The sequence below is a fragment of the Pseudomonas mendocina genome (genome assembly GCF_003008615.1).
GTDB classification, from domain to species: Bacteria; Pseudomonadota; Gammaproteobacteria; order Pseudomonadales; family Pseudomonadaceae; genus Aquipseudomonas; species Aquipseudomonas mendocina_C.
Genome location: NZ_CP027657.1, coordinates 3831183 through 3854186, shown reverse-complemented (window position 1 = coordinate 3854186; position 23004 = coordinate 3831183). Strand labels below are relative to the sequence as shown.

General features: G+C 62.2%; 17 protein-coding genes. 10 read left to right on the top strand and 7 right to left on the bottom strand.

Going from position 1 to position 23004, the window contains the following annotated elements; translation table 11 throughout:
• Window positions 1-287: 287 nt before the first annotated feature.
• From C7A17_RS17900 to C7A17_RS17880, 5 genes are all read left to right on the top strand, one after another.
• Entirely contained in the window at window positions 288-1676 is a 1389-nt protein-coding gene (locus tag C7A17_RS17900) for an enolase C-terminal domain-like protein (RefSeq protein WP_106739284.1), read from the top strand.
• Between the two features lie 244 nt (window positions 1677-1920).
• Entirely contained in the window at window positions 1921-3543 is a 1623-nt protein-coding gene (locus C7A17_RS17895) for a methyl-accepting chemotaxis protein (RefSeq protein ID WP_106739283.1), read from the top strand.
• A 134-nt stretch (window positions 3544-3677) separates the two neighbouring features.
• Complete coding sequence (locus C7A17_RS17890) at window positions 3678-4823, top strand: efflux RND transporter periplasmic adaptor subunit (RefSeq protein WP_106739282.1); 1146 nt, start codon at window positions 3678-3680, stop codon at window positions 4821-4823.
• 62 nt (window positions 4824-4885) lie between these two features.
• Window positions 4886-7945: a multidrug efflux RND transporter permease subunit gene (locus C7A17_RS17885; protein WP_106739281.1), complete on the top strand. Its 3060-nt coding sequence runs from the start codon at window positions 4886-4888 to the stop codon at window positions 7943-7945.
• 328 nt (window positions 7946-8273) lie between these two features.
• Complete coding sequence (locus C7A17_RS17880) at window positions 8274-8501, top strand: PA4570 family protein (protein WP_106739280.1); 228 nt, start codon at window positions 8274-8276, stop codon at window positions 8499-8501.
• A gap of 143 nt (window positions 8502-8644) precedes the next feature.
• Here C7A17_RS17880 and C7A17_RS17875 read toward each other — a convergent pair whose 3' ends face one another.
• Window positions 8645-9274, bottom strand: coding sequence for an FKBP-type peptidyl-prolyl cis-trans isomerase (locus tag C7A17_RS17875; RefSeq protein WP_106739279.1), 630 nt, complete (start codon window positions 9272-9274; stop codon window positions 8645-8647).
• A 226-nt stretch (window positions 9275-9500) separates the two neighbouring features.
• On the opposite strand from C7A17_RS17875, the gene C7A17_RS17870 reads away from it, so the two are divergent.
• From C7A17_RS17870 to C7A17_RS17860, 3 genes are all read left to right on the top strand, one after another.
• A complete protein-coding gene (locus C7A17_RS17870; RefSeq protein WP_106739278.1) occupies window positions 9501-11987 on the top strand; it encodes an ATP-binding protein in 2487 nt (828 codons plus the stop codon).
• A gap of 2 nt (window positions 11988-11989) precedes the next feature.
• Window positions 11990-13060, top strand: a complete 1071-nt coding sequence (locus C7A17_RS17865) for an HD domain-containing phosphohydrolase (protein WP_106739277.1) — start codon at window positions 11990-11992, stop codon at window positions 13058-13060.
• Window positions 13061-13128: 68 nt separating this feature from the next.
• Window positions 13129-14754 (top strand): methyl-accepting chemotaxis protein, encoded by a 1626-nt coding sequence (locus tag C7A17_RS17860; protein WP_106739276.1) that lies wholly within the window; start codon window positions 13129-13131, stop codon window positions 14752-14754.
• Between the two features lie 49 nt (window positions 14755-14803).
• Here the strand turns inward: C7A17_RS17860 and C7A17_RS17855 are convergent, their stop codons facing one another.
• The 6 genes from C7A17_RS17855 to C7A17_RS17830 all read right to left on the bottom strand — a co-directional run bounded on the left by C7A17_RS17855 (window position 14804) and on the right by C7A17_RS17830 (window position 20541).
• Window positions 14804-14932: a DUF2256 domain-containing protein gene (locus C7A17_RS17855; protein WP_106739275.1), complete on the bottom strand. Its 129-nt coding sequence runs from the start codon at window positions 14930-14932 to the stop codon at window positions 14804-14806.
• Window positions 14929-16467, bottom strand: a complete 1539-nt coding sequence (locus C7A17_RS17850; protein WP_106739274.1) for a cryptochrome/photolyase family protein — start codon at window positions 16465-16467, stop codon at window positions 14929-14931. The genes C7A17_RS17855 and C7A17_RS17850 overlap by 4 nt, the downstream gene beginning before the upstream one ends.
• 6 nt (window positions 16468-16473) lie before the next feature.
• The gene (locus C7A17_RS17845) at window positions 16474-16779 is read right to left on the bottom strand and encodes a DUF6482 family protein (protein ID WP_106739273.1); all 306 of its coding nucleotides are present in this window, start codon (window positions 16777-16779) and stop codon (window positions 16474-16476) included.
• A 120-nt stretch (window positions 16780-16899) separates the two neighbouring features.
• Window positions 16900-17391, bottom strand: coding sequence for a TIGR00645 family protein (locus C7A17_RS17840; protein ID WP_106739272.1), 492 nt, complete (start codon window positions 17389-17391; stop codon window positions 16900-16902).
• A gap of 144 nt (window positions 17392-17535) precedes the next feature.
• Window positions 17536-17889, bottom strand: coding sequence for a PA4575 family protein (locus C7A17_RS17835; protein WP_106739271.1), 354 nt, complete (start codon window positions 17887-17889; stop codon window positions 17536-17538).
• Window positions 17890-18054: 165 nt separating this feature from the next.
• Window positions 18055-20541 (bottom strand): Lon protease family protein, encoded by a 2487-nt coding sequence (locus tag C7A17_RS17830; RefSeq protein WP_106739270.1) that lies wholly within the window; start codon window positions 20539-20541, stop codon window positions 18055-18057.
• A 294-nt stretch (window positions 20542-20835) separates the two neighbouring features.
• On the opposite strand from C7A17_RS17830, the gene C7A17_RS17825 reads away from it, so the two are divergent.
• Both C7A17_RS17825 and C7A17_RS17820 read left to right on the top strand, forming a co-directional pair.
• Window positions 20836-22677: an Lnb N-terminal periplasmic domain-containing protein gene (locus C7A17_RS17825; RefSeq protein WP_106739269.1), complete on the top strand. Its 1842-nt coding sequence runs from the start codon at window positions 20836-20838 to the stop codon at window positions 22675-22677.
• A 65-nt stretch (window positions 22678-22742) separates the two neighbouring features.
• The gene (locus C7A17_RS17820) at window positions 22743-22988 is read left to right on the top strand and encodes a hypothetical protein (RefSeq protein ID WP_106739268.1); all 246 of its coding nucleotides are present in this window, start codon (window positions 22743-22745) and stop codon (window positions 22986-22988) included.
• The last annotated feature ends 16 nt before the right edge of the window (window positions 22989-23004 follow it).

Here is a 23004-nt window from a genome sequence, read left to right as displayed (position 1 = left end):
GAGCGTTGACAGGGAAAAACCGCACTGGTACTAATCCACACCAAGTCATACGACAACATATAACAATATCCAAGGCCCAGGTCATGCCCTCGACCTCCCCTGCACGTTTCGGCTCATGGCCACGTCCATGCCTTCCCGCCAACGCCAGCTCCACTGGCTCGCGCCCTGCTCGTCGCAACGAACGCCACACCCTGCTCGTCTCGTTTCGTGCACCAGCCACGACAGCCGCCCTGATCAGCACCTTCGCCACAACGGCCATCGGCCGCATCACGCTCGGAGCCCTCTAGATGCACGTTACCTCTGCCACGCCTCTGATCACCGACATGCACGTCATCCCCGTCGCCGGTCACGACAGCATGCTGCTCAACCTCTGCGGTGCCCACGCGCCCTACTTCACCCGTAACCTGGTGCTGCTCAAGGACAGCGCCGGACGTACCGGCTGCGGCGAAGTGCCAGGCGGCGAAGGCATTCGTCAGGCGCTGGAACGCTGCCGCGATCTGGTGATCGGCCAGCCCGTCGGGCGCTACAACCGCATCCTCAACAGACTGCGCCAGGCCATCGCCGGGCCGGCCAAGGGGCCGCAGACCACCCAGCACCAGGTCACCTCGGAGTCCGAAGCGCGGGTGCTGAAGCAACCACATGAGATCAACCTGCGCCTGGACAACGTGATCACCGCCGTCGAAGCCGCCCTGCTCGACTTGTTGGGCCAGCATCTGGACGTCCCTGTTGCCGAGCTGCTCGGCAGCGGTCAGCAACGCGACAGCGTGCCCATGCTCGCTTACCTCTTCTATATAGGAGAGCGCCAGCGCACCGACCTGCCCTACCTCGCCGGCCAGGGTTCACCGGATGACTGGTATCACCTGCGCCACCAGGCCGCGATGACGCCCGAGGCCATCGCTCGCCTGGCCGAGGCCGCGCATGCCCGTTACGGCTTCAACGACTTCAAGCTCAAGGGCGGCGTCATGCGTGGCGAAGAGGAGATGGACGCCATCCGCGCGATCAAGGCGCGCTTCCCCGATGCCCGCGTCACCCTCGACCCCAATGGTGCCTGGTCGCTGGACGAGGCCATCGCCCTGTGCAAAGGCCAGGGCCACGTACTGGCGTATGCCGAAGATCCCTGCGGCCCGGAGAACGGCTATTCCGGCCGCGAGGTAATGGCCGAGTTCAAACGCGCCACCGGCATTCCCACCGCCACCAACATGGTCGCCACCGACTGGCGGCAGATGGGCCACTCACTACGCCTGGAGGCCGTAGACATACCGCTGGCCGACCCGCACTTCTGGACCATGCAGGGCGCCGTACGCCTCGGTCAGGTATGCGAGGAGTTCGGCCTGACCTGGGGCTCGCACTCCAACAACCACTTCGACATCTCCCTGGCCATGTTCACCCATGCCGCCGCAGCCGTGCCCGGCCGCGTCACTGCCATCGACACCCACTGGATCTGGCAGGAAGGCGAAGAGCGTTTGACCCGCGAGCCCCTGCAGATCGTCGGTGGCCAGGTACAAGTGCCGGATCGCCCAGGGCTCGGCATCGAACCGGATATGCAGCGGATCATGGCCGCCCATGAGCTGTACAAGAAAGTAGCCAACGGCGCGCGCGACGACGCCATGGCCATGCAGTACCTGGTGCCGGGGTGGCAGTACGATCCCAAACGGCCGAGCCTGGGACGGGAATGATGCCAGCCATGCCTATGGATAGGCCGTGGCTTCCATGGTGAGCCAGGTTCGCTTGGTCACAGAAACCGGCTCAACCGACGAAGCGACACGACACTGACATATTACTGTCATCGAACTGTTATCAAATAAGGCCAAAAGCCGGCACAGGTGTGCGCAGCAGTCGGCTCGGTGAAATGGATATCCACACGGCAGCGCTCCGCCAAGGAGCGCCCCACCCTTCCCCATTTCCCGAGGCGTGCCCCTCATGCTGAAAAAATCCCTGCGCGCGCAGATTCTCGCTCTGCTCGGTGGCAGCCTGGCGCTGATCCTGATCACCGCCCTGGCCTGTTTCAGTTTCCTTTCCGGCGGCATCCAGTCCTATCGCGGCCTCCTCGATGGCCCCCTGCAGTCGTCACGGCTGATCGATGCGGCCAACGTCGAGTTCAAGACCCAGGTACAGGAATGGAAGAACGTGCTACTGCGCGGCCAGGACAGCACCAACCTGCAGCGCTACTGGGGCCAGTTCGAAGCGCAGGAACGCAAGGTGCAGGACATTCTGGGCCAGTTGATCCAGGTGAATGCCACCGAGCCGGCACTCAAGGCTCAGGTCGAGCGCCTGCGTAACGAGCACCAGACCCTCGGCAACAACTACCGCAAGGGGCGCGACGCCTTCGTGGCGGCGGGAGCCGATCCCAAGGCAGGAGACGAAGCCGTCAAAGGTATCGACCGCGCCGCCAGCGAGCAGATGACGACACTGGTCGAACAGCTGCACCAACAGAGCCTGAGCCGTGCCGAACAGATCAATGCCAGCGCCACCAGTACCATCCTCAGTGGCACCCTGCTGATGCTTGCCGCCGCGCTGGTGATCGCCGTATTCAGCCTGTGGCTGGTCAACCGCAACCTGATCATCCCTATTCGCCACCTGATCGGCCATGTCAATCAACTCAGCCACGGCCAGTTCGGCCAACGCGTGGAAAGCGCCCGTCAGGACGAACTGGGTCTGCTGGCCCGCGCCGCCAACAAGCTGCGAGACTTCCTCGCCAGCACCACGGAGCGCCTGCACCACAGCACCCAGAATCTCGATAGCGCCAGCAGCGAACTGAACGCCATCGCCTCACGCATGACCGAAGGCGTGAACGAACAGTTCGAACGCACCGACCAGGTCGCCACCGCCATGCACGAGATGTCCGCGACCGCTCAGGAAGTGGCACGCCATGCCGCTGATGCCGCGCAGGCGGCCAACGATGCCGACGACTCGGCACGCCAGGGCGGCAGCGTGATGCAATCGACCATCGCCACCATCACAGACATCCGTGGCGAGATCGCCAATACCGCCGAGGTGATTCGTCGCCTGGAAAGCGACAGCGGGCGTATCGGCAAGGTACTGGAAGTGATCCGCGGCATCGCCGAACAGACCAACCTGCTGGCACTCAACGCCGCCATCGAAGCTGCCCGTGCCGGGGAACAGGGCCGCGGCTTCGCCGTGGTCGCCGACGAAGTGCGGCACCTGGCCCAGCGCACGGCCGAGTCCACTGCCGAGATCAATCAGATCATCAACACCGTGCAGAGTGGCGCACTGAATGCCGTACGCGCCATCGAAAGTGGCCAGCAGCGCAGCGAACAGGGCGTCACCCAGGTCACCGAGGCCGGCGCCATGCTGCAGCGCATCACCACGGCGGTGGAGGCGATACGCGACATGAACCGGCAGATCGCCACCGCCGCCGAAGAACAGACCTCGGTGGCCGAGGATATCTCGCGCAACCTCACCGAGCTGACTGCCATCGCCAGCGCTAACCAGGACAACGTCGGCCGCACCCAGACCGCCAGTCACACCCTGCACCAGCTCTCCGGCGAGCTGGGCGAAGTGACCCGCCGACTGGGCTCCTGAGCCCCCGCCAGAGCCGCGCACAGGGAGGTGCCACGGCATACGCACGAGACGCTTTGACAGCCAGGGTTTCTGGCACTAAGGTGCCTCTCTTGCCTATTCCCAGGCCCTCTCTCTGCTTGCCAAGGAAACGGAATATGTTGCTCCGTCGCATGCTCATCATGCTCGGTGTGGTACTGCTCGTAGTACTCGCCCTCGCCGCCTACAAAGGCTTCTCCATCTACCAGCAGATCCAGATGTTCTCGGCGCCACAGCCGGCCATCAGTGTGTCTGCCGCCACCGCCAGGCAACAACCCTGGCAGGGGCGCCTGCCGGCCATCGGCACGCTCAAGGCGTTTCAGGGCGTGGATCTGGCTGCGGAAGTGGACGGTATCGTGCGCGAAGTGCTGTTCGAATCCGGGCAGAAGGTCACCCTCGGCCAGCCGCTGATCCAGCTCGACAGCGAAGTGGAACGCGCCAGCCTGGCCACTGCCGAGGCCGAGCGCAGCCTGGCGCAGATCGAGTACGAGCGTGGCCGTAGCCTGGTCAGCCGCTCGAACATCTCCAAGAGCGAGTTCGACCGCCTGGCCTCGACCCTGCAGAAAGCCACCGCCAGTGTCGCCCAGCTCAAGGCACAGCTGGACAAGAAGCGCATCAATGCGCCCTTCGCCGGCACCATCGGCATTCGCCAGGTCGACCCGGGCAACTACCTGTCGCCGGGCGCCACCATCGCCACCCTGCAGGATCTGTCGCGCCTGCACGTGGACTTCTTCCTGCCGGAACAGCAGGCCCCACGCCTGAGCGTCGGTCAGCGCGTGCTGCTCAAGGTCGCCGCCTACCCGGACGAGAACTTCGAAGGGCAGATCGCCGCGATCAATCCCAAGGTGGAGAACGAGACCCGCAACCTGCAGGTACGCGCCACCCTGAACAATCCTGACGAGAAGCTGCTGCCCGGCATGTTCGCCAACCTGCAGGTGCTGCTGCCCAGCGAGGAGCAGGTGATCGTGGTGCCGGAAACCGCCATCACCTACACCCTGTACGGCAATTCGGTCTACGTGATCGGCGAGAAGAAGGATGACAAGGGTGAGGTGGTCAAGGACGCGGATGGCAAGACGCAATTGGCCGTCGAGCGCCGCTTCGTCGAGACCGGTGAACGTCGTGACGGTCGCGTGATGATCCTCAAGGGCCTGGAAGCCGGCCAGCAGGTGGTCACGTCCGGCCAGCTGAAGCTGGACAACGGCGCCCACGTCGCCATCGTCGACGACCCGGTGCAGCCCGACAGCGTCGAACCGAGCCCCAACTGACAAGTCCCCAGGCAGCCGTCGAATAGCGGCTGTCTGGGGCAGCAACAGCCAAGGAAATCATCATGGCTTTCACCGATCCGTTCATCCGTCGCCCCGTGCTGGCCACCGTGGTCAGCCTGCTGATCGTCCTGCTCGGTATCCAGGCGTTCAGCAAGCTGGTCATCCGCCAGTACCCGCAGATGGAAAACGCCCTGATCACGGTCACCACCGCTTACCCCGGAGCCAACGCCGAGACCATCCAGGGCTACATCACCCAGCCGCTGCAGCAGAGCCTGGCCAGCGCGGAAGGCATCGACTACATGACCTCGTCGAGCCAGCAGAACCTGTCGACCATCTCCATCTATGCGCGCATCGGTGCCAACACCGACCGCCTGTTCACCGAGCTGCTGGCCAAGGCCAACGAGGTGAAGAACCAGCTGCCACAGAACGCCGAAGACCCGGTGCTTTCCAAGGAAGCCGCCGATGCCTCGGCGCTGATGTACGTCAGCTTCTACAGCGACGAACTGTCCAACCCGCAGATCACCGACTACCTGTCGCGCGTGATCCAACCCAAGCTGGCCACCCTGCCCGGCATGGCCGAGGCGCAGATCCTCGGCAACCAGGTGTTCGCCATGCGCCTGTGGCTCGACCCGGTGAAGATGGCCGCCTACGGCGTCACCGCGGGCGACCTCAACGACGCGGTGCGCAAGTACAACTTCCTCTCCGCCGCCGGCGAGGTGAAGGGCCAGTACGTGGTCACCAGCATCAACGCCAGCACCGACCTGAAATCGGCCGAGGCCTTCGGCGCCATCCCGGTGAAGACGGTCGGCGACACCCGCGTGCAAGTGCGTGACATCGCCCGCGTGGAAATGGGTGCGGAGAACTACAACTCGATCAGCTCCTTCGACGGCATCCCCTCGGTGTACATCGCCATCAAGGGCACGCCGAGCGCCAACCCGCTGGACGTGATCAAGCACGTGCGCGCCGCCCTGCCGGATCTGGAGGCGCAACTGCCACCGAACCTCAAGGTGGCCATCGCCTACGACGCCACCGAGTTCATCCAGGCGTCCATCGACGAAGTGGTCAAGACCCTGATCGAAGCGGTGCTGATCGTCATCGTCGTGGTGTTCCTGTTCCTCGGCGCCTTCCGCTCGGTGCTGATCCCGGTGATCACCATTCCGCTGTCGATGATCGGCGTGCTGTTCTTCATGCAACTGATGGGCTACTCGATCAATCTGCTGACGCTGCTGGCCATGGTGCTGGCCATCGGCCTGGTGGTGGACGACGCCATCGTCGTGGTGGAAAACATTCACCGCCATATCGAGGAAGGCAAGACGCCGTTCGATGCAGCTATCGAAGGCGCCCGCGAGATCGCCGTGCCGGTGATCTCGATGACCATCACCCTGGCCGCGGTGTACGCGCCCATCGGCTTCCTCGAAGGCCTGACCGGCGCGCTGTTCAAGGAATTCGCCCTGACCCTGGCAGGCGCGGTGATCATCTCCGGCATCGTCGCCCTGACCCTGTCGCCGATGATGTGCGCCAAGCTGCTGCGCCACGAGGAGAACCCCTCGGGCCTTGCGCATCGCCTGGACATGATCTTCGACAGGCTCAAGACCCGCTACCAGAAGGCCCTGCACGGCACCCTCAACACCCGCCCGGTGGTGATCGTGTTCGGCCTGATCGTGATGGCCTTGATTCCGGTGCTGCTCAGTTTCACCCAGAGCGAACTGGCGCCCGAGGAAGACCAGGGCATCGTATTCATGATGACCCAGTCACCGCAGCCAACCAACCTGGACTACATCAACGGCTACACCGACCAGTTCGTGGAGATCTTCAAGACCTTCCCCGAGTACTACTCGTCGTTCCAGATCAATGGCTTCAACGGCGTACAGTCGGGTATCGGCGGCTTCCTGCTACAACCCTGGAACGAGCGCGAACGCACGCAGATGGAAATCCTTCCGGAGGTGCAGGCCAAGCTCAACCAGATTCCCGGCCTGCAGATCTTCGGCTTCAACCTGCCATCGCTGCCGGGAACCGGCGAGGGCTTGCCCTTCCAGTTCGTGATCAACACGCCGAACGACTACGAGTCGCTGCTGCAGGTGGCCGAACGGGTCAAGGCACGCGCTCAGGAGTCGGGCAAGTTCGCCTTCCTCGACATCGACCTGGCCTTCGACAAGCCGGAAATCGTCGTCGACATCGACCGCGAGAAAGCCGCGCAGATGGGCGTGTCCATGGAAGACCTGGGCAGCACCCTGTCCAGCCTGCTCGGCGAGGGCGAGATCAACCGCTTCACCATCGACGGTCGCAGCTACAAGGTGATCGCCCAGGTGGAGCGCGCCTACCGCGACAATCCGGGCTGGCTCGACAGCTACTACGTGCGCAGCGAGAGCGGCCAGATGGTGCCGCTGGGCACGCTGATCAGCATCAGCGACCGCGCCCGACCGACCCGATTGAACCAGTTCCAGCAGCTCAACTCGGTGATCATCCAGGGCTTCCCGATCGCCAGCATGGGCGAGGCCATCGACACGGTGACCAAGATCACCCAAGAAGAAGCACCGCGCGGCTACAGCTACGACTACGCCGGCGCCTCGCGCCAGTATGTGCAGGAAGGCAGCGCGCTGTTCCTCACCTTCGGTCTGGCGCTGGCGATCATCTTCCTGGTGCTGGCGGCGCAGTTCGAGAGCTTCCGCGACCCGCTGGTGATTCTGGTCACCGTACCGCTGTCGATCTGCGGTGCGCTGATTCCGATCTTCCTCGGCTTCTCGACCATGAACATCTACACCCAGGTGGGCCTGGTGACGCTGATCGGCCTGATCAGCAAGCACGGCATCCTCATCGTCGAGTTCGCCAACCAGTTGCGCCGCGAGAAAGGCCTGCCGGTACGCGAAGCCATCGAGGAAGCTGCCTCCATTCGCTTGCGTCCGGTACTGATGACCACCGCAGCCATGGTATTCGGCATGGTGCCGCTGATCCTCGCCACCGGTGCCGGTGCGGTGAGCCGCTTCGACATCGGCCTGGTGATCGCCACCGGCATGAGCGTCGGTACGGCCTTCACCCTGTTCGTCCTGCCTTGCGTCTACAGCCTGCTGGCCAAGCCGGATGCGCAGCCGCAGGAACAGGCGCAGCCCGCCCCCACTCATTGATCCACCTGGCCTCTCCCTCCCGGGAGAGGCTCCTTCCATAAAGCGCAGGCGAACCGGAACGCCGACCACTCGTAGGCCGGATCGGGCCGCCGACCGCTCGTAGCGAAGCGAACAGTCCGCCTTTCTTCGTCACCTCGCAAATCCAGCGGCGTACTGCTTCGCGAACGGAGCGACGCCCGGTACGCCCTACCGCGAGTACGACCATGTAAATCGGCAGCAGAACTTAGCCGTTGCTAACAGGCAAACGACAGAAGGTCTCAATTAATCCTTGCTATTTATGTAATAGGAATTATTCTCAGTTACGTAAAGACGGCCAAGGAGAACTGCCATGACCTACCTGATCGATGCCTGGCTGGATCGGCCACATCCTTATCTGCGCATCCTCAATCGCGAAACCGGCGAAGTCTGCGCCATGCTCGAAGAAGAAGCGCTGGACGAACTGCGCGACCAGGGTGACCTGGATCTGCACGAACTGAACTCCAGCGAGCCCAGTGTGCTCAAGGAGCTGGTACGCAGCCTGTTTCTCTACTGCTACGCGCGGGCCTTGCGGCCCTGAAGTGCTCCCGGTGAGCATGGACGGATCTTCGTCATTACCCTGTGCGCGCAGCGCACCCTACCTGGAGAAACGCAAACGGGGCGCCCTGTCACCAGGGCGCCCCGCTTCGTAGGGTGCGCCGTGCGCACCGATACCGCGATCTCTTACAGAATGTCGAGCAGCTCGACATCGAACACCAACACGCTGTGCGGCGGAATGCTGCCGACGCCCTGCGCGCCGTAGGCCTGCTCGCTCGGTACGTGCAGACGCCACTTGCTGCCGGTGCCCATCAGTTGCAGTGCCTCGACCCAACCCGGGATCACACCACCTACCGGGAATTCGGCCGGCTGGCCACGCTCGTAGGAGCTGTCGAACACGGTGCCGTCGATCAGCGTGCCATGGTAGTGGGTGCGCACCTGGTCTTCGGCCGATGGCTTGGCGCCCTCGCCGGCTACCAACACTTCGTACTGCAGGCCCGACGGCAATACGGTCACACCTTCACGCTTGGCGTTTTCGGTCAGGTAAGCACGACCTTCGCCGGCAGCCGCTTCGGCCTTGGCAGCAGCTTCGGCCTGCATCACTTCGCGGATCACCTGGAAGCTGGCCGACAGTTCAGCCTCGGAAACACGGCTTGCCTGGCCGCTGAACGCGTCGGTCACGCCAGCCAGGATGGCTTCCAGGCTCACGCCGGGCGGCGGGTTGTCGCGCAGTTGACCGCCGAGTTGGCGACCGATGCCGTAGCTGACGCGGCCCTCATCGGAGGACAGATCGGGGCTGAAGGTGAGTTCGGACATGAAAGGCTCCGCTTGGGGCTGCAAAAAGGCCGGCCAGACTAGCACAGAACCACCCGACACCAAGCGTCCGGCAACGCGCCTCATGCCCCTCATGCTGATGACACTCACCTTTCCTCAGTTGATCTGACGCAACACCTACTACCTTTAGCTAAGGTTCACTTAATCAAAGAAAAGCCATCATGTGGCCATTATTTCGTTCTAGCCCTAGAGGCCAGGAGCGTGCGTCGTGCAAAAAGGCAGCAAAGTCAGTCTTCGGACATGGATATGGCGAGCCTTCGTACAAACGGCACTGATCCCGCTGATCCTGGTGGAAACCGCGCTGATCAGCATCTACTTGCTGACCAACGTTTCGATCCGCGACGCCCAGATCAATTACCTCCGGGAAATGGCACTGAGCGACCTGCAGACCTCGGCCACCCAAGAAGCCCACCTGATCCGCAGCGAACTCGGTCACATCGCCCGACTGACCGCGACCTACGCCACGCTCACCCAGGAAGCCCTGCGCGATACGCGCCCAATTCCCCCCGCCCCCCTGGCAACCAGCCCAGGCGGCGTTCGCTACAGTGAGAAGGACGACGGCGGCGCAGCCTCCTTCTACTCCAGCGCCACGCCATTGCAGCAGCAAGACATGAACAAGGTGGCGCGCCTGGCGCACCTCGACCCGTTCATGCGAGAAACCGTCCGGCACAACCCGTTGATCGCCAGCATCTATTTCAACAGCTGGGATAGCTACAACCGCATCTATCCCTGGTTCGACACGTTGCACCAGTACCCGCACGACATGGTCATTCCCGACTACAACTTCTATTACCTCGCCACGCCCAGCCACAACCCGCAGCGCAAGGTCACCTGGACCGACGTCTATCTCGACCCAGCAGGCCAGGGCTGGATGCTGTCGGCTATCGCACCGGTGTTCCGTGGCGACTTTCTTGAGGGAGTAGTCGGCCTGGACATCACCGTCGGCAAGTTGCTCGAGCACATCCAGCAACTGAACGTGCCCTGGAACGGCTACGCCCTGATCGTCAGCCAGGACATGAACATCATGGCACTACCGCCAGACGGCGAGGACGACTTCGGCCTCGACGAGCTGACCACCCACTCCTATGACGAAGCAATCAGCTCGGAGCTGTTCAAACCAGAAGACTTCAACCTGAGCAAACGCGCCGATACCGAAAACCTGGCCAAAGCGATCGCCGAGCATGACAGCGGCGTACTCTCAATGCCGCTGAACGGTCGCCCACATCTAGTGGCCTGGTCCACCATCCCCGCCACTGACTGGCACCTGCTCACGGTGGTCGATGAGGTCGAGGTGTTCAGCCAGGCCAATGCACTGGCCAACCATTACAGCAACATTGGCTACCTGTTGATCGCCGGCCTGGTGCTGTTCTACCTGTTGTTCTTCGCCATCATGTGGGGCCGCACGCGCAACCTGAGCGACAAGCTCAAGGCACCAATCACCGGCATCGCCACCATGTTGCAGGCCATTGGCACAGGTAACCTGCACCCACCAAGACCGCAGAGCGAAATCGCCGAACTCGAAGGCATCATCGCCGACGTGCAGGTCATGGGAGAGCAATTGCAACGCAGTTCCAGCCAGTTGCAACGCGCCAGCCTGGAGGCCGAAGAGGCCAGCCAGGCGAAGAGCAAGTTCATCTCCAGCATGAGCCATGAACTGCGAACTCCGCTCAATGCCATCCAGGGGTTCGCCCAACTGATGCGCATGAAAAATCCGCTACCGAGCGGCAACGGTGAGGCGGACTACCTGGAGGAAATCCTGCTGGCCAGCCGTCACCTCAACCAGTTGGTGGCCGATATCCTCGACTGGTCACGCCTGCAGGGCGAACGTCAACGTCTGGAGCTGCAGCCAGTCGATGCGGTCGCTCTGATGCGCGAATGCGCCGAACTGGTAGAACCCGAGGTCAATGCTCATGGCCTCGAACTGCAGCTTCGTCTTCCCAGTTATCCGCTTCCGGTCATGGCCGAGCCGCGGCGCCTGCGTCAGGTAGTGATCAACCTGCTATCCAACGCCATCAAGTACACGCCCAAAGGCAGCGTCACGCTGGAATGCACCGAGGTCGGCGACAACATTCGCCTCAGCGTGAGCGACACTGGCATCGGCATCCCTGCGGAACTGCAACCCTTGCTCTTCGAGCCGTTTCAGCGGCTTGGCCAGGAAAACACGGCCATTCAGGGCACCGGTATCGGCTTGTCACTGTGCAAGGAGTACGCCGCGCTGATGCAGGGCCAGATAGATCTGCACAGCGAAGCCGGCAGCGGCAGCTGTTTCTGGATCGAATTGCCACGCCATCGGCCTGCGAACGACGCCACCGACACTGAAAGCACTGCTGCAGTGGCACGGGTCTACCACGCCGATTGCGACTTGCTGAACCGCACAACGGTGCAGCAAGCCTTGGCGGATGTATCGCTCGAACAATTCGAAGATGGTCAGCGCCTGCTCGACGCAATGCTCTCCAACCCGCCGGACGCACTGCTGCTCAGTGTCGAACTGGAAGGAGTCGATGGCCGAGAGGTATTGCGTGAAGTACATCGCCAACCACAGTTTGCCGGCCTTCCCATCATCCTGCTGTGCCGCCCTGATCAGGTCGAAGAGCTGATCAGCCTTGGCGCCAGCGCCCTGCTTGCCGTGCCGATCGACCCTGTCGAGCTGCACCAACTGATTCACGATCTGACCCATGACTCACAAGGAGCTTGATGATGCTATCGAAGGACTTTCACCAGTCGCGTGTGGTCATTGTCGATGACGTAGTCGCCAACAATCGCCTGCTCGAATCCAGTCTCAGAGCCTTTGGCCTGCGCAATACCATCAGCTTCTCGGATTCGGCGGCAGCGCTCGAATGGCTGCAGCACAATCCCTGGAACCTGCTATTGCTCGACCTCGACATGCCGGCGCCGAACGGCTTCGAAATCCTGCGCAGCCTGGCCGGCCGCGATCGCAGCGCCAGCCCGGTGATCATCATCACCGCACTGAGCGACACGGCCAATCGCCGTACCGGCCTGGAACTGGGCGCCAACGACTACCTGAGCAAACCGGTAGATCTACCTGAAGTCATCCTGCGTGTGCGCAACAACCTGCAACTAAGCCACGCCAGTCAGGACTTACAAACGGCAAAGCAAACCCTGGAACAACGGGTGCGCGAACGAACTGCTCAGCTCAAGCACAGCCACAGCGCTCTGATGCGTACTCTGACCCGCGCAGCCGCCTACCGCGATAGCGAAACCGGCAACCACATCGCCCGCATTGGCGAATCGGCTGCCTTGATCGCCAGTGCGATGGGCATGGAGAACGACTGGGTCGAACTGATGCGTCAGGCGGCGCCGATGCACGATGTCGGCAAGATCGGTATCGCCGACCACATCCTGCTCAAGCCTGGCCCGTTGACCGAACAGGAACGGCTGACCATGCAGGAGCACCCACAGATCGGCTATTCGATCCTGCATGACGAACACCCCTCGTCACTCACCCGCATGGCTGCCGAGATTGCTCTGGGTCACCACGAAAAGTGGGATGGCAGTGGCTATCCCGAAGGGCTGAGCGGAGAACAGATTCCGCTATCGGCGCGCATCGTGGCGCTGTGCGACGTCTACGACGCCCTGCGCATGCCGCGCCCGTACAAAGCCGCCTGGCCGCAGGAGAAAGCCCAGCAGTACATCCGCGAGCAGTCCGGCAAGCACTTCGACCCGACCCTGGTGGCCATCATCGAAGGGCTCTACGAGCAAATCGAAGCCCTCCAGCACAGGCTCAGCGATTGTCCACAAGGAGACTGACCGACTCGGAGCATGCCCTGCGTCATCCACAGCCTTGAACGTATTCCTAGCCCTTGAGTACTGCCACCATGAATTTCCGCTCCATATCCATAGCCCCCAGAGCTGCAATCGGATTTGGCCTCATCGCCCTGCTCGTCTTCGTACTGGGCGGTTTTGCCCTGCTGCAGATGAGCAGCATGCATGACAGCTCCAGCGAGGTCGAAGAAAACTGGGTTCCCAGTCTAAATACCCTCAGCGATGTCTCTCAGGACATCCTGCGCCTGCGAGCAACCACCCTGCGTATGCTGCTCAGCGAAAACACCCAGCAACTGCAAGAGAACAAGGCCCAGGCTCAGACCCTTCTCGACGAACTGCAGCGCATGCAGCAGCACTACGAGGGCCTGATCAGTTCCGCAGAAGAGCGCATGCACTACGATGACTTCAAGCGCTACGAAAGCACCTACCTGGCGACCCGCGCACAGCTCGTCCAGCACCTGAACGACAACGACCGGCAGGCCGCACTGAGCCTCCTGTATGCAAGCCTCAACCCGCAAGCCGATAGCATGATCAAGGCCCTCAATGAGCTGGTCACGCACAACCGCGAGGGCGCTTCCAGCGCGGCCAAGGCCTCCAGCGCGGTCTACACCCAGGCCATGCGCGGTACCCTGCTGGTCATGGCCCTGTCGGCCATCGCCACGTTCGTACTCGCCACCTTGCTGACCCGCAGTATCGTCAGCCCCCTGGCCGACGCGGTGCAGGTCGCCGACTCGGTCGCCAGCGGCAACCTGACGCTGAGCATCGATACCCGGGGCAACGACGAACCAGCCAAGCTGCTGCAGGCGCTCAAGAGCATGCAGGGCAACCTGCGCGGCACCATCGAACAGATCGCCGACGCGTCGAACCAGCTGGCCTCGGCCGCCGAACAACTCAGCACGGTCACCGATGCCAGCGCGCGTAACCTGCACCAACAGAGCCTGGAAATCGACCAGGCCGCGACTGCCGTCACCGAGATGAGCAGCGCCGTGGACGAAGTGGCGCGCAACGCCGCCAGCGCCTCGGAAAGCTCCAGCGAGTCCGGACGCATCGCCCGTGACGGCAGCGAGCGCATCACCCAGACGCTGTCTTCGATCAACCAACTGGCAGGTAACGTCGACAATACCTCGCACAATTTCGGCCAACTGGCCGGCAAGATTCGTGGCATCAGCCAGGTACTCGACGTGATTCGCAGCATCGCCGAGCAGACCAACCTGCTCGCACTCAACGCCGCCATCGAAGCCGCCCGCGCCGGTGAAGCCGGACGCGGATTCGCGGTGGTAGCCGATGAGGTACGCGCCCTGGCGCACAAGACCGGGCAATCTACCCGCGAGATCGAAAGCATGATCGGCGCCGTGCAGGGCGATACCGAACAGGCAGTGCGCGACATGGATTCAAGTAATGGCCTGGCCAAACAGACGCTGGAGATCGCTCAAGGCGCCGGCGCGGCGTTGCAACAGATCATCCAGTCGATCAGCGAAATTGGCGACCGCAACCTGGTGATCGCCAGTGCCACGGAGCAGCAGGCGCATGTTGCCCGCGAGGTCGACCGCAACCTGATCAACATCCGCGACCTGTCGCTGCAGAACTCTGCCGGATCGGAGGAAACCAGCACTGCCAGCCGCGCGCTGTCGAATCTGGCTGCGAATCTGCAGGGCATGGTGGCGCGCTTTCAGGTCTGAGCATCAAGCGATACGCGCCCGGCGAATGGAAGCGTCGGGCATGCCATCGTCAATGGCGTCGCCGACACCGCTCGGAGCAGTAGCGCACTTCCTCCCAGCAACGCGCCCACTTCTTGCGCCAGGTAAAGGGTAAACCGCACCAGGCACAGGTTTTCACCGGCAGCTCGCTTTTCTTCACAGCGCTTCCCCGGCATCCAGTCGCGCCAGCAGGCGCTCGCCCCATTCCCAGAGGGCTTGTTTCTTCTCGTCGTCCATCCGCGCCAGGTTGCGGTAAACCATACCCAGGCGCGGGTTGCGTTCGAGGCGCTCACGGTGGCGAATGAGGAAGTGCCAGTACAGCGCATTGAATGGACACGCTGATTCGCCCGTGCTCTCGCTGACCTTGTAGCTGCAACCCTGACAGTGGTTGGACATGCGCTTGATGTACTGACCGCTGGCGCAATACGGCTTGGAACCCAGGTAACCGCCATCGGCATGCATCACCATGCCCAGTGTGTTGGGCAGCTCGACCCAGTCGAAGGCATCCATGTACACGGCTAGGTACCAGTCGCAGATCGCCTTGGGCGCGATGCCGGCCAACAAGGCGAAATTGCCGGTGACCATCAGCCGCTGGATATGGTGTGCATAGGCATGCTCCAAAGTCTGGCCGATGGCCTGGCGCATGCAGTTCATGCGCGTCTGCCCCGTCCAGTAGAACTCGGGCAGCGCGCGGGTATTACCGAATACGTTGCCCTCGGCGTAGTCCGGCATGCACAGCCAGTAGATGCCGCGCACGTATTCACGCCAGCCGATCAACTGGCGAATGAAACCTTCGGCCGCATTCAGCGGCACCCGTCCTTCGCGGTAGGCGGCTTCCACGTCCTCGCATAATTGGCGCAGATCGAGCAGGCCGATGTTCAGTGCTGCACTGATGCGCGAATGAAACAGGTACGGTTCACCATCGGCCATCGCATCCTGATAGTCGCCAAAATCAGCCAGGCCGCTGGCGAGGAAGTGTTGCCAGAGCCGTTCGGCCTGTTCGGCCGTCACGGGATAGTCGAAGCCGTCCAGCTTGCCGTAATGATCGGCAAAGCGCTGGCCCACCAATGCCAGCACGTCACGGGTGATGGCATCGGGCTCGATGTGCAGTGGTGCTGGTGGCCGTATCCCCTTGGGCAGCGCCTTGCGATTGTCCGCATCGAAATTCCAGGCGCCGCCTTCCGGACTGCCATCGGGGTTCAGCAGCAGGCCGCTGAGCTTGCGCATCTCCCGGTAGAAGAACTCCATGCGCAGTTGCTTGCGCCCCTTGGCCCACAGGGCAAAGCCATCGCGGCTGCATAGAAAGCGACTGTCGGCGTGCCAGTGGATGGCCAGACCGCAATGCCGCAGTGACTGCTCCAGGCGCCAGTCGCCACATTCGCAAATATGGATTTCCTGCGGGTTCAGGCGCTGCGTCCAGCGCATCAGCTCACCGTGCAGAGAACCGCTGTTGTGCGGATCATCGAGTTGCACGTACTGCACCCGAATGCCCCGTCCGCGCAACTGCTCGGCGAAGTGACGCATGGCACTGAAGATCAGTGCAATCTTCTTCGGGTGATGTGGCACATGGCTGGCCTCCTCCATAACCTCGGCCAGCAGCACCTGATCACGCTCGGAGTCGAGCCCCTGCAGAGAGGCCAGTTGCAGCGAAAGCTGATCACCCAGTACCAGCACCAATCGACGCGTTAACACCAGTGCGCCCTATGACCATGCCGAGTGCAGACTGATCGGTACCTTCAAGCCGTTGTTGGCCGACGGCATGCCGCACATTTCATCGTGCACGGAAGTGTGCAGAAGGAAGAAAGGCAAAACCGGCAGATCCTGCAAGACATCACGGGCGTGCTCGACCGAGCGCAGCTTCAATGCCGCGCCTCGACTGTCGAGCACCGGATGAGCACGGCCACCCATCCAGGCCTCCAGCAGATAGATGCCACCTTCGAGGGAAACCAGATTGAGTTCAGCGATACGTCCAGCCTGAGCATGGATGGACAGGTCGGGCAGGTTCATGCGAGCACCTCCTTATTTCATACAAGAGTTATACAAATTCAATTCTTGTACAAGATAAAGAAAGCTCAAGCCCAGGAAGGAACCGCTCGTCCTGAGCGGACGAGCGGTCTTCAAGACGACTCAGTCGTGCTTGGTCAGCTTGTCCAGGTAGCCCATGGCGAACGCCGAGGCGACGAAAGTCATGTGGATGATCACGTACCACATCAGGTGATCGGTGTCGTAGTTGCGCGCATCCATGAACACCCGCAGCAGGTGGATCGAGGAAATCGCCACGATGGAGGCCGCCACTTTCATCTTCAGCGAGCTGGAATCCATCTTGCCCAGCCAGTTGAGCTTCTCCTTGCCGTCGTCGATATCCAGCTGCGAAACGAAATTTTCGTATCCGGAGATCATCACCATCACCAGCAGGCCGCCGACCAGCGCCATGTCGATCAGCGACAGCAGCACCAGGATCAGCTCGGCTTCGGCCATGGCGAAAACGTTGGGCAGGATGTGGAAGACTTCCTGGAAGAATTTCAACGCCAGCGCCAGTAACCCGAGGGACAGGCCAAAGTAGATAGGTGCCAGCAACCAGCGCGAGGCGTACATCGCGTTTTCGATAAAGCGTTCCATGGAGAACTCACTAGAGAAGAGGGGCGAAACGGCGGCGAGTATACCCAGCCGCTCCGGTCAGCAGAAGTATCCGGAAGTACTGTGGATAACCCCAGTTCAGACGCAGATGAATGGCTCTGGAAAAGCCCTCGTAGCGACGCCCGCTCAGCTCTGGCCGTCGGTTTCAGGGCGCCGTTGAAACGACCGCCCATGGCCATGCCCTTCACCATTGACACGGCGCAGTTCAGCCAGCAGGTGCAAACGCCAGATAGGTGGTTCGCAACATTCGACATAACCCTGCAGGGCCAGGCTCTCGGCAATGCCTGCCAGCACGTCCTCAGCGACGAAAGGCCCGTAGAATGGGCCTTGTACCTTGATGGCTGAAGGCTGGGCATCGGACATACCGGCTGCGCAGAGCAGCGTCCAGCGTCCGGTTTCCCCTGCCAGTGGCCGAATCACGCATTCGATTCGGGTGACCAGGCCCAGGCAGTGGCGGGTGAGGCAGAGGCTACGCGACATCGCGGCGACCCTCGCGGAATTCAGGCTTCAGCCTACACCCCGAGCGATCCCACTGTGAAGAGCAGAGTTACCCACAAAACCTGTGGATAACTCTGTGCATGAGAAGTGAGCAAAAAGACCTGCGCAGCTACCCCTGGCGATCAGGGACAATCGTGCAAGATCTGATCAGCTCGCAGTGCCCTCACCTTCCCCTTTCTTACCGCGCGGAGCCTTGGCCGGCTTGGCCGCTTTGCTTTCGGCCTCGGGTTTCTTCGCCACCTCGGGGCTCTTGACCTCCTCTTCCAAGCCAATCTCGGCAATATCGCGCAAGCGCTCGACCACACGCGCATTGACACTACCCTTGGGAAAGCGCCCCTTCTCGTCGGGGTGGCCGGCCGCCTCGCCGACCAGCAGGCTCAGCGCCTCATCGACATGGCGCACGGCGTAGACGTTGAACTGGCCGTTTCTCACAGCCTGCAGCACGCGTTCGTCGAGCATCAGGTTGGCGACGTTGGAATGCGGGATGATCACGCCCTGCTCGCCGGTCAGACCGCGGGCTTCACACAGGCGGAAGAAACCTTCGATCTTCTCGTTGACCCCACCGACCGCCTGTACCTCACCAAACTGGTTGATCGAGCCGGTGATGGCGAAGCATTGCTTGAGTGGCGTGCGCGACAACGCCGAGATCAGCGTGCACACCTCACCAAGCGAGGCGCTATCGCCATCGACATAGCCGTAGGATTGTTCCAGGGCGATGCTCGCGGAAATCTCCAGCGGGAACTCCTGCGCGTAGCGGCTGCCCAGGAAGCCGGTAAGGATCATCACGCCCTTGGAGTGAATCGACTGCCCCAGGCTGACTTCACGCTCGATATCGACGATACCGCTACCGCCCGGATAGACGGTGGCGGAAATCCGCGCCGGCACGCCGAATGCCGAATCACCCACTTCCAGCACGGTCAGGCCGTTGCACTTGCCGACGGCGGCGCCGCTGGTGTCGATGAGGATGATGCCGGCCAGCATGTCGTCGATGATCCGCGCCGAAACACGGCCGGTGCGGGTGGCCTTGGCCTTCAGCGCACGCTCGATGTGGCCGACATCGGTGAGGCTCTCACCAGCCAGATCGCGGATGAAATCCGCCTCGCTGACCAGCTGGAACAGGTCACCGATGCGTGCAGATAGGCGACCCTGGTGCTCAGCCAGGCGCGCGCTGTAGGTGGCCAGGCGCGCCACGGCAGCGCCGCTGAGCGGTGCCATGCCCTCCTCGGAGGTACGCGTCTTCATCAACTGGGCAAACTGCTCCAGGCTGTCGTCGGCCAAAGGAATGTCCTCGTCGAAGTCGACCAGTACACGGAACATCTCCTGGAAATCCGGATCGGCATCCTGCAGTGCGTAATAGAGCTGACGCGAACCGATGATCACCACCTTGAGCTGCAGCGGGATCACCTGCGGGTTGAGCGTGACGGTGGCGATGCGGCCGAGGTCGCCCAGCGGCGACTCCATCTTCAACTGGCGTGAATGCAGCGCGCGTTTCAGCGCCTCCCAGACGAAAGGCTCGCTGAGCAGTTTCTCCGCCTCGACCACCAGGTAGCCGCCATTGGCGCGGTGCAGCGCGCCCGGGCGCAGTTGCCGATAGCTGGTGTACAGGGCGCCCTGGTCGGAGCTGTACTCGATACGGCCGAACAGGTTGTCGTAGGTCGGATGCGACTCGAACACCACCGGCGCACCGCCGTGGGCATGGTGCCCAACCACCAGGCTCGGGCAGTACAGCTCTTCCAGCAGCTTGCGCAGCTGCGGGTCGGCCTTGTCCACCTCCACCAGTTGCTCAACGGCAGTCTTCAGCAGATTGACCTGCATGGCCTGCAGGTAGGCGCAAACGCCGGCATTCTCGGCGTACTTCTCCGACAACGGCGCCAGCAGCGGTTGCAGCGCAACGGTAATGGTTTCCTCGTTGAGCTGACGCAGCAGGTTGCTCGACTCACGCTTCCACTGCGGCAGGCTGGCCAGCTCTTCGTTCAGACGCTCCTCGAGCAATGCGATATCAGCGTGAAAACGCTCGCGCTCAGCTTCCGGCAACTGGGCGAATTCAGCTTCGTCCAGCGCCTTGCCATCGGCCATCGGGGTAAAGGCGATATTGGTACTGTCGCGGTACAGGGCGATGCCCTTCTCCAGCGACAGGCGTTCGATCACGTCCAGCGCCTGGTCGTAGCGCTTGTTGAAGGAACGATCGATGGCGCTTTTCTTCTGCTGGAAGGTCGGCGTCTCGAATACCGCCGGGAAGGTGGCCAGCAGGTTGTCGATCAGTTGGTTGATGTCGGCGATGAACTCGCTCGCCGTACCAGCCGCCAGCTCCAGCGCCCGTGGCTCGCGCGGCTCGTCGAAGTGGTTAACGTAGACGCGGTCGGCCGGCGTCTCCATGCGCTTGGCTTCGGCCTTGAGATAGCGCTGGACGAAAGAGAAGCGCCCGGTGCCTGGCTCGCCCATGACGAACACGTTGTAACCAGGGCGCGGCATGGCCACACCGAATTGCAGTGCCTCCACGGCGCGGGCCTGACCGAGCACACCGCGGAAAGGTTCAAGATCGTCGGTACTTTTGAAGTTGAACTGCTCGGGGGAGAAAGGGCGGGTCAGTGATTCGGGTGCAAGGCGCAAAGCATCGAGGCTACGCTGGGACATTGGTGATCCTTATAGCGGGCGGACATCTCCGCAAAACATGGGCATGATTCTGGGCCTGTGGCGCAATGGCGATCAAGGCTTGATTCGTCCTACAGAGAAAAATCCCGCTGCCAATAACCGCTCCGCCAACTCCAGGGCTTCAACCACCTGGCCAAATGAAACCTGGAACGTGATGCAAGGCGCATCATCGGTAACACCTCGCACTTGCACAAATGCCGCTCCAGTGCTGCCTTGACACCAGCATCGCGCCTGGCCAAAGCTCGGTCATCGCCCCGAACCGGAAGAACAGCGACCTTGAAACGGATCTTCGCCGTCCTCGCCCTGAGCTTCAGCCTTCCGCTTCACGCCGTCTCAGCGCAGCGCCTGGCCGAACTGGCCAGCGACCCGTACTGGATTGCTCTGGGTCACTACGAGACCGGCAAGCTCGGCGGCTGGCGCAGCTATGTCGATGACGATGCCTTCTTCCTCGCCGCCGGTGGCGACCACGACCCGACGGCCGAACTCTCCGCCACGCTACAGGCGCTCTATCGGCCAGCCGAGCTTGGCGACCGTCACCCTCAGTGCATCTACCCGGCGCGCACCCGCTGGTTGAAAGCCCAACTGCAACTCGATGACCTACCCAACCCGGACTGCGCCGAGTACCGAAACTGGTTTGCCGACGTCAATCCACACAGCACGGTGCTGGTGTTCCCGGCGGCATACCTGAACAGTCCGTCGTCGATGTTCGGCCACACCCTGTTGCGCATCGACCAGGCCGATATCGACAGTCACAACACCGCGCTGCTCAGTTACGCGCTGAACTTCGGCGCCTTCATCGAAGGCGACGACAACAGCATCCTCTACGCCTGGCGCGGGCTGATGGGCGGCTACCCCGGCCTGTTCGCCCTGGTGCCCTACCGCGACAAACTCAGCGAATACAACAGCCTGGAAAACCGCGACCTGTGGGAATACCGGCTGAACCTGACACCGGAAGAAACCGCGCGCATGGTCGAACATGTGTGGGAACTCAAGCAGATCCGCTTCGACTACTTCTTCTTCGACGAAAACTGCTCCTACCGCCTGCTGGAACTGCTGGAGATCGCCCGCCCCGGCATCGAACTGACCGAGCACTTCCCGCTCACCGCCATCCCCACCGACACCGTACGTGCGGTCAAGGATGCCGGGCTGATCGAACGTATCGACTACCGTCCCTCGCGTGAGCGTGAGCTGCTGGCGCGCGCCGAGCCATTGCAGGCCGACGAACAGGTCTGGGCACTACGCCTGAGTGAAGACCCGACGCAGCTCAGCGATGCCGACTTCCTCGCCCTGCCCGCCGAACGGCGCGCACTGATTCAGGACGCCGCCTTCCGCCTGGTGCGCTACCACGCCAACAGAGAAGAGCGCAGCAGCAACGCCCAACGCAGCTTCCAGTTGCTCGGCGCTATCAACCGCAATCCGCCACCACCGCTGAAGGTCGAACGCCCACCTCTGCCCGAAGAAGGTCACGAATCACGCACCTGGCAACTGGCGGGCGGCAGCCGGGATGATCGCGCCTTCGCCGAATACGGTCTGCGCATGGCCTACCATGACCTGAGCGACAACCTCGACGGTTTCCCGCTGGGCGCACAGATCGAAATCCTCCAGCTCAAGCTGCGCCAGTACGAGAACAATCACTGGCAACTGCAGCGCCTGGATCTGGCCAACATCCGCTCTTTGACACCACGCAATGCCCTGCTCCAGCCCCTTTCCTGGCAGATCGGCGGCGGTCTGGAGCGCGTACTAGGCGAAGCTGGCGACACACCACTGGTTGGCCACATCAGCGGCGGCGGCGGTTACAGCTGGCAGTTGAGCGAAGATTTGCTCGGTTTTACCCTCGGCACCGCGCGCCTGGAATACAACGAAGACTTCGCGGCAGTCGTTTCGCCCGCACTGGGCTTCAATAGTGGCCTGCTCTGGCGCAACCCGCTGGGCAACCTGACCCTGGAAGCAGCCGGTGACTATTTCCACAACGGTGAAGTGCGCCGGCGCCTGTCACTCAACCAGCAATGGGAAGTGTCGCGTAACCTCGGCCTGCGCCTGAGTGCCCAGCGCGAATTCAGCCAGCTCGCCAGCCCGGTCAACGAAGTGAAGCTGGAACTGCGCTGGTATCACTACTGAGTACCTGCATACGGGCAGCGAGCTTCTATACTGAAATCCCTGCTGCCTGTTTCAGGAGAGTCATCATGCGTCGCACGCTCATGTTTCTCGCCGCTATCCTGGTCAGCCTGCCACTGTGGGCCATGCACTGCCCGCAGGACATGGCCAAGATCGACGCCCTGCTGCAAAGCGACCCGCCCACCGACCCCGAGGTGCTGGCCAAGGTCAAGGAGCTGCGCGCTGAAGGCGAAGCCCTACACAAGGCTGGCGATCATGCCGAGTCGGTCAAGGTGTTGAGCGAAGCGCTGGATCTGCTTTCCGCCAGCGAATAACGCACGGCAGGGCCTG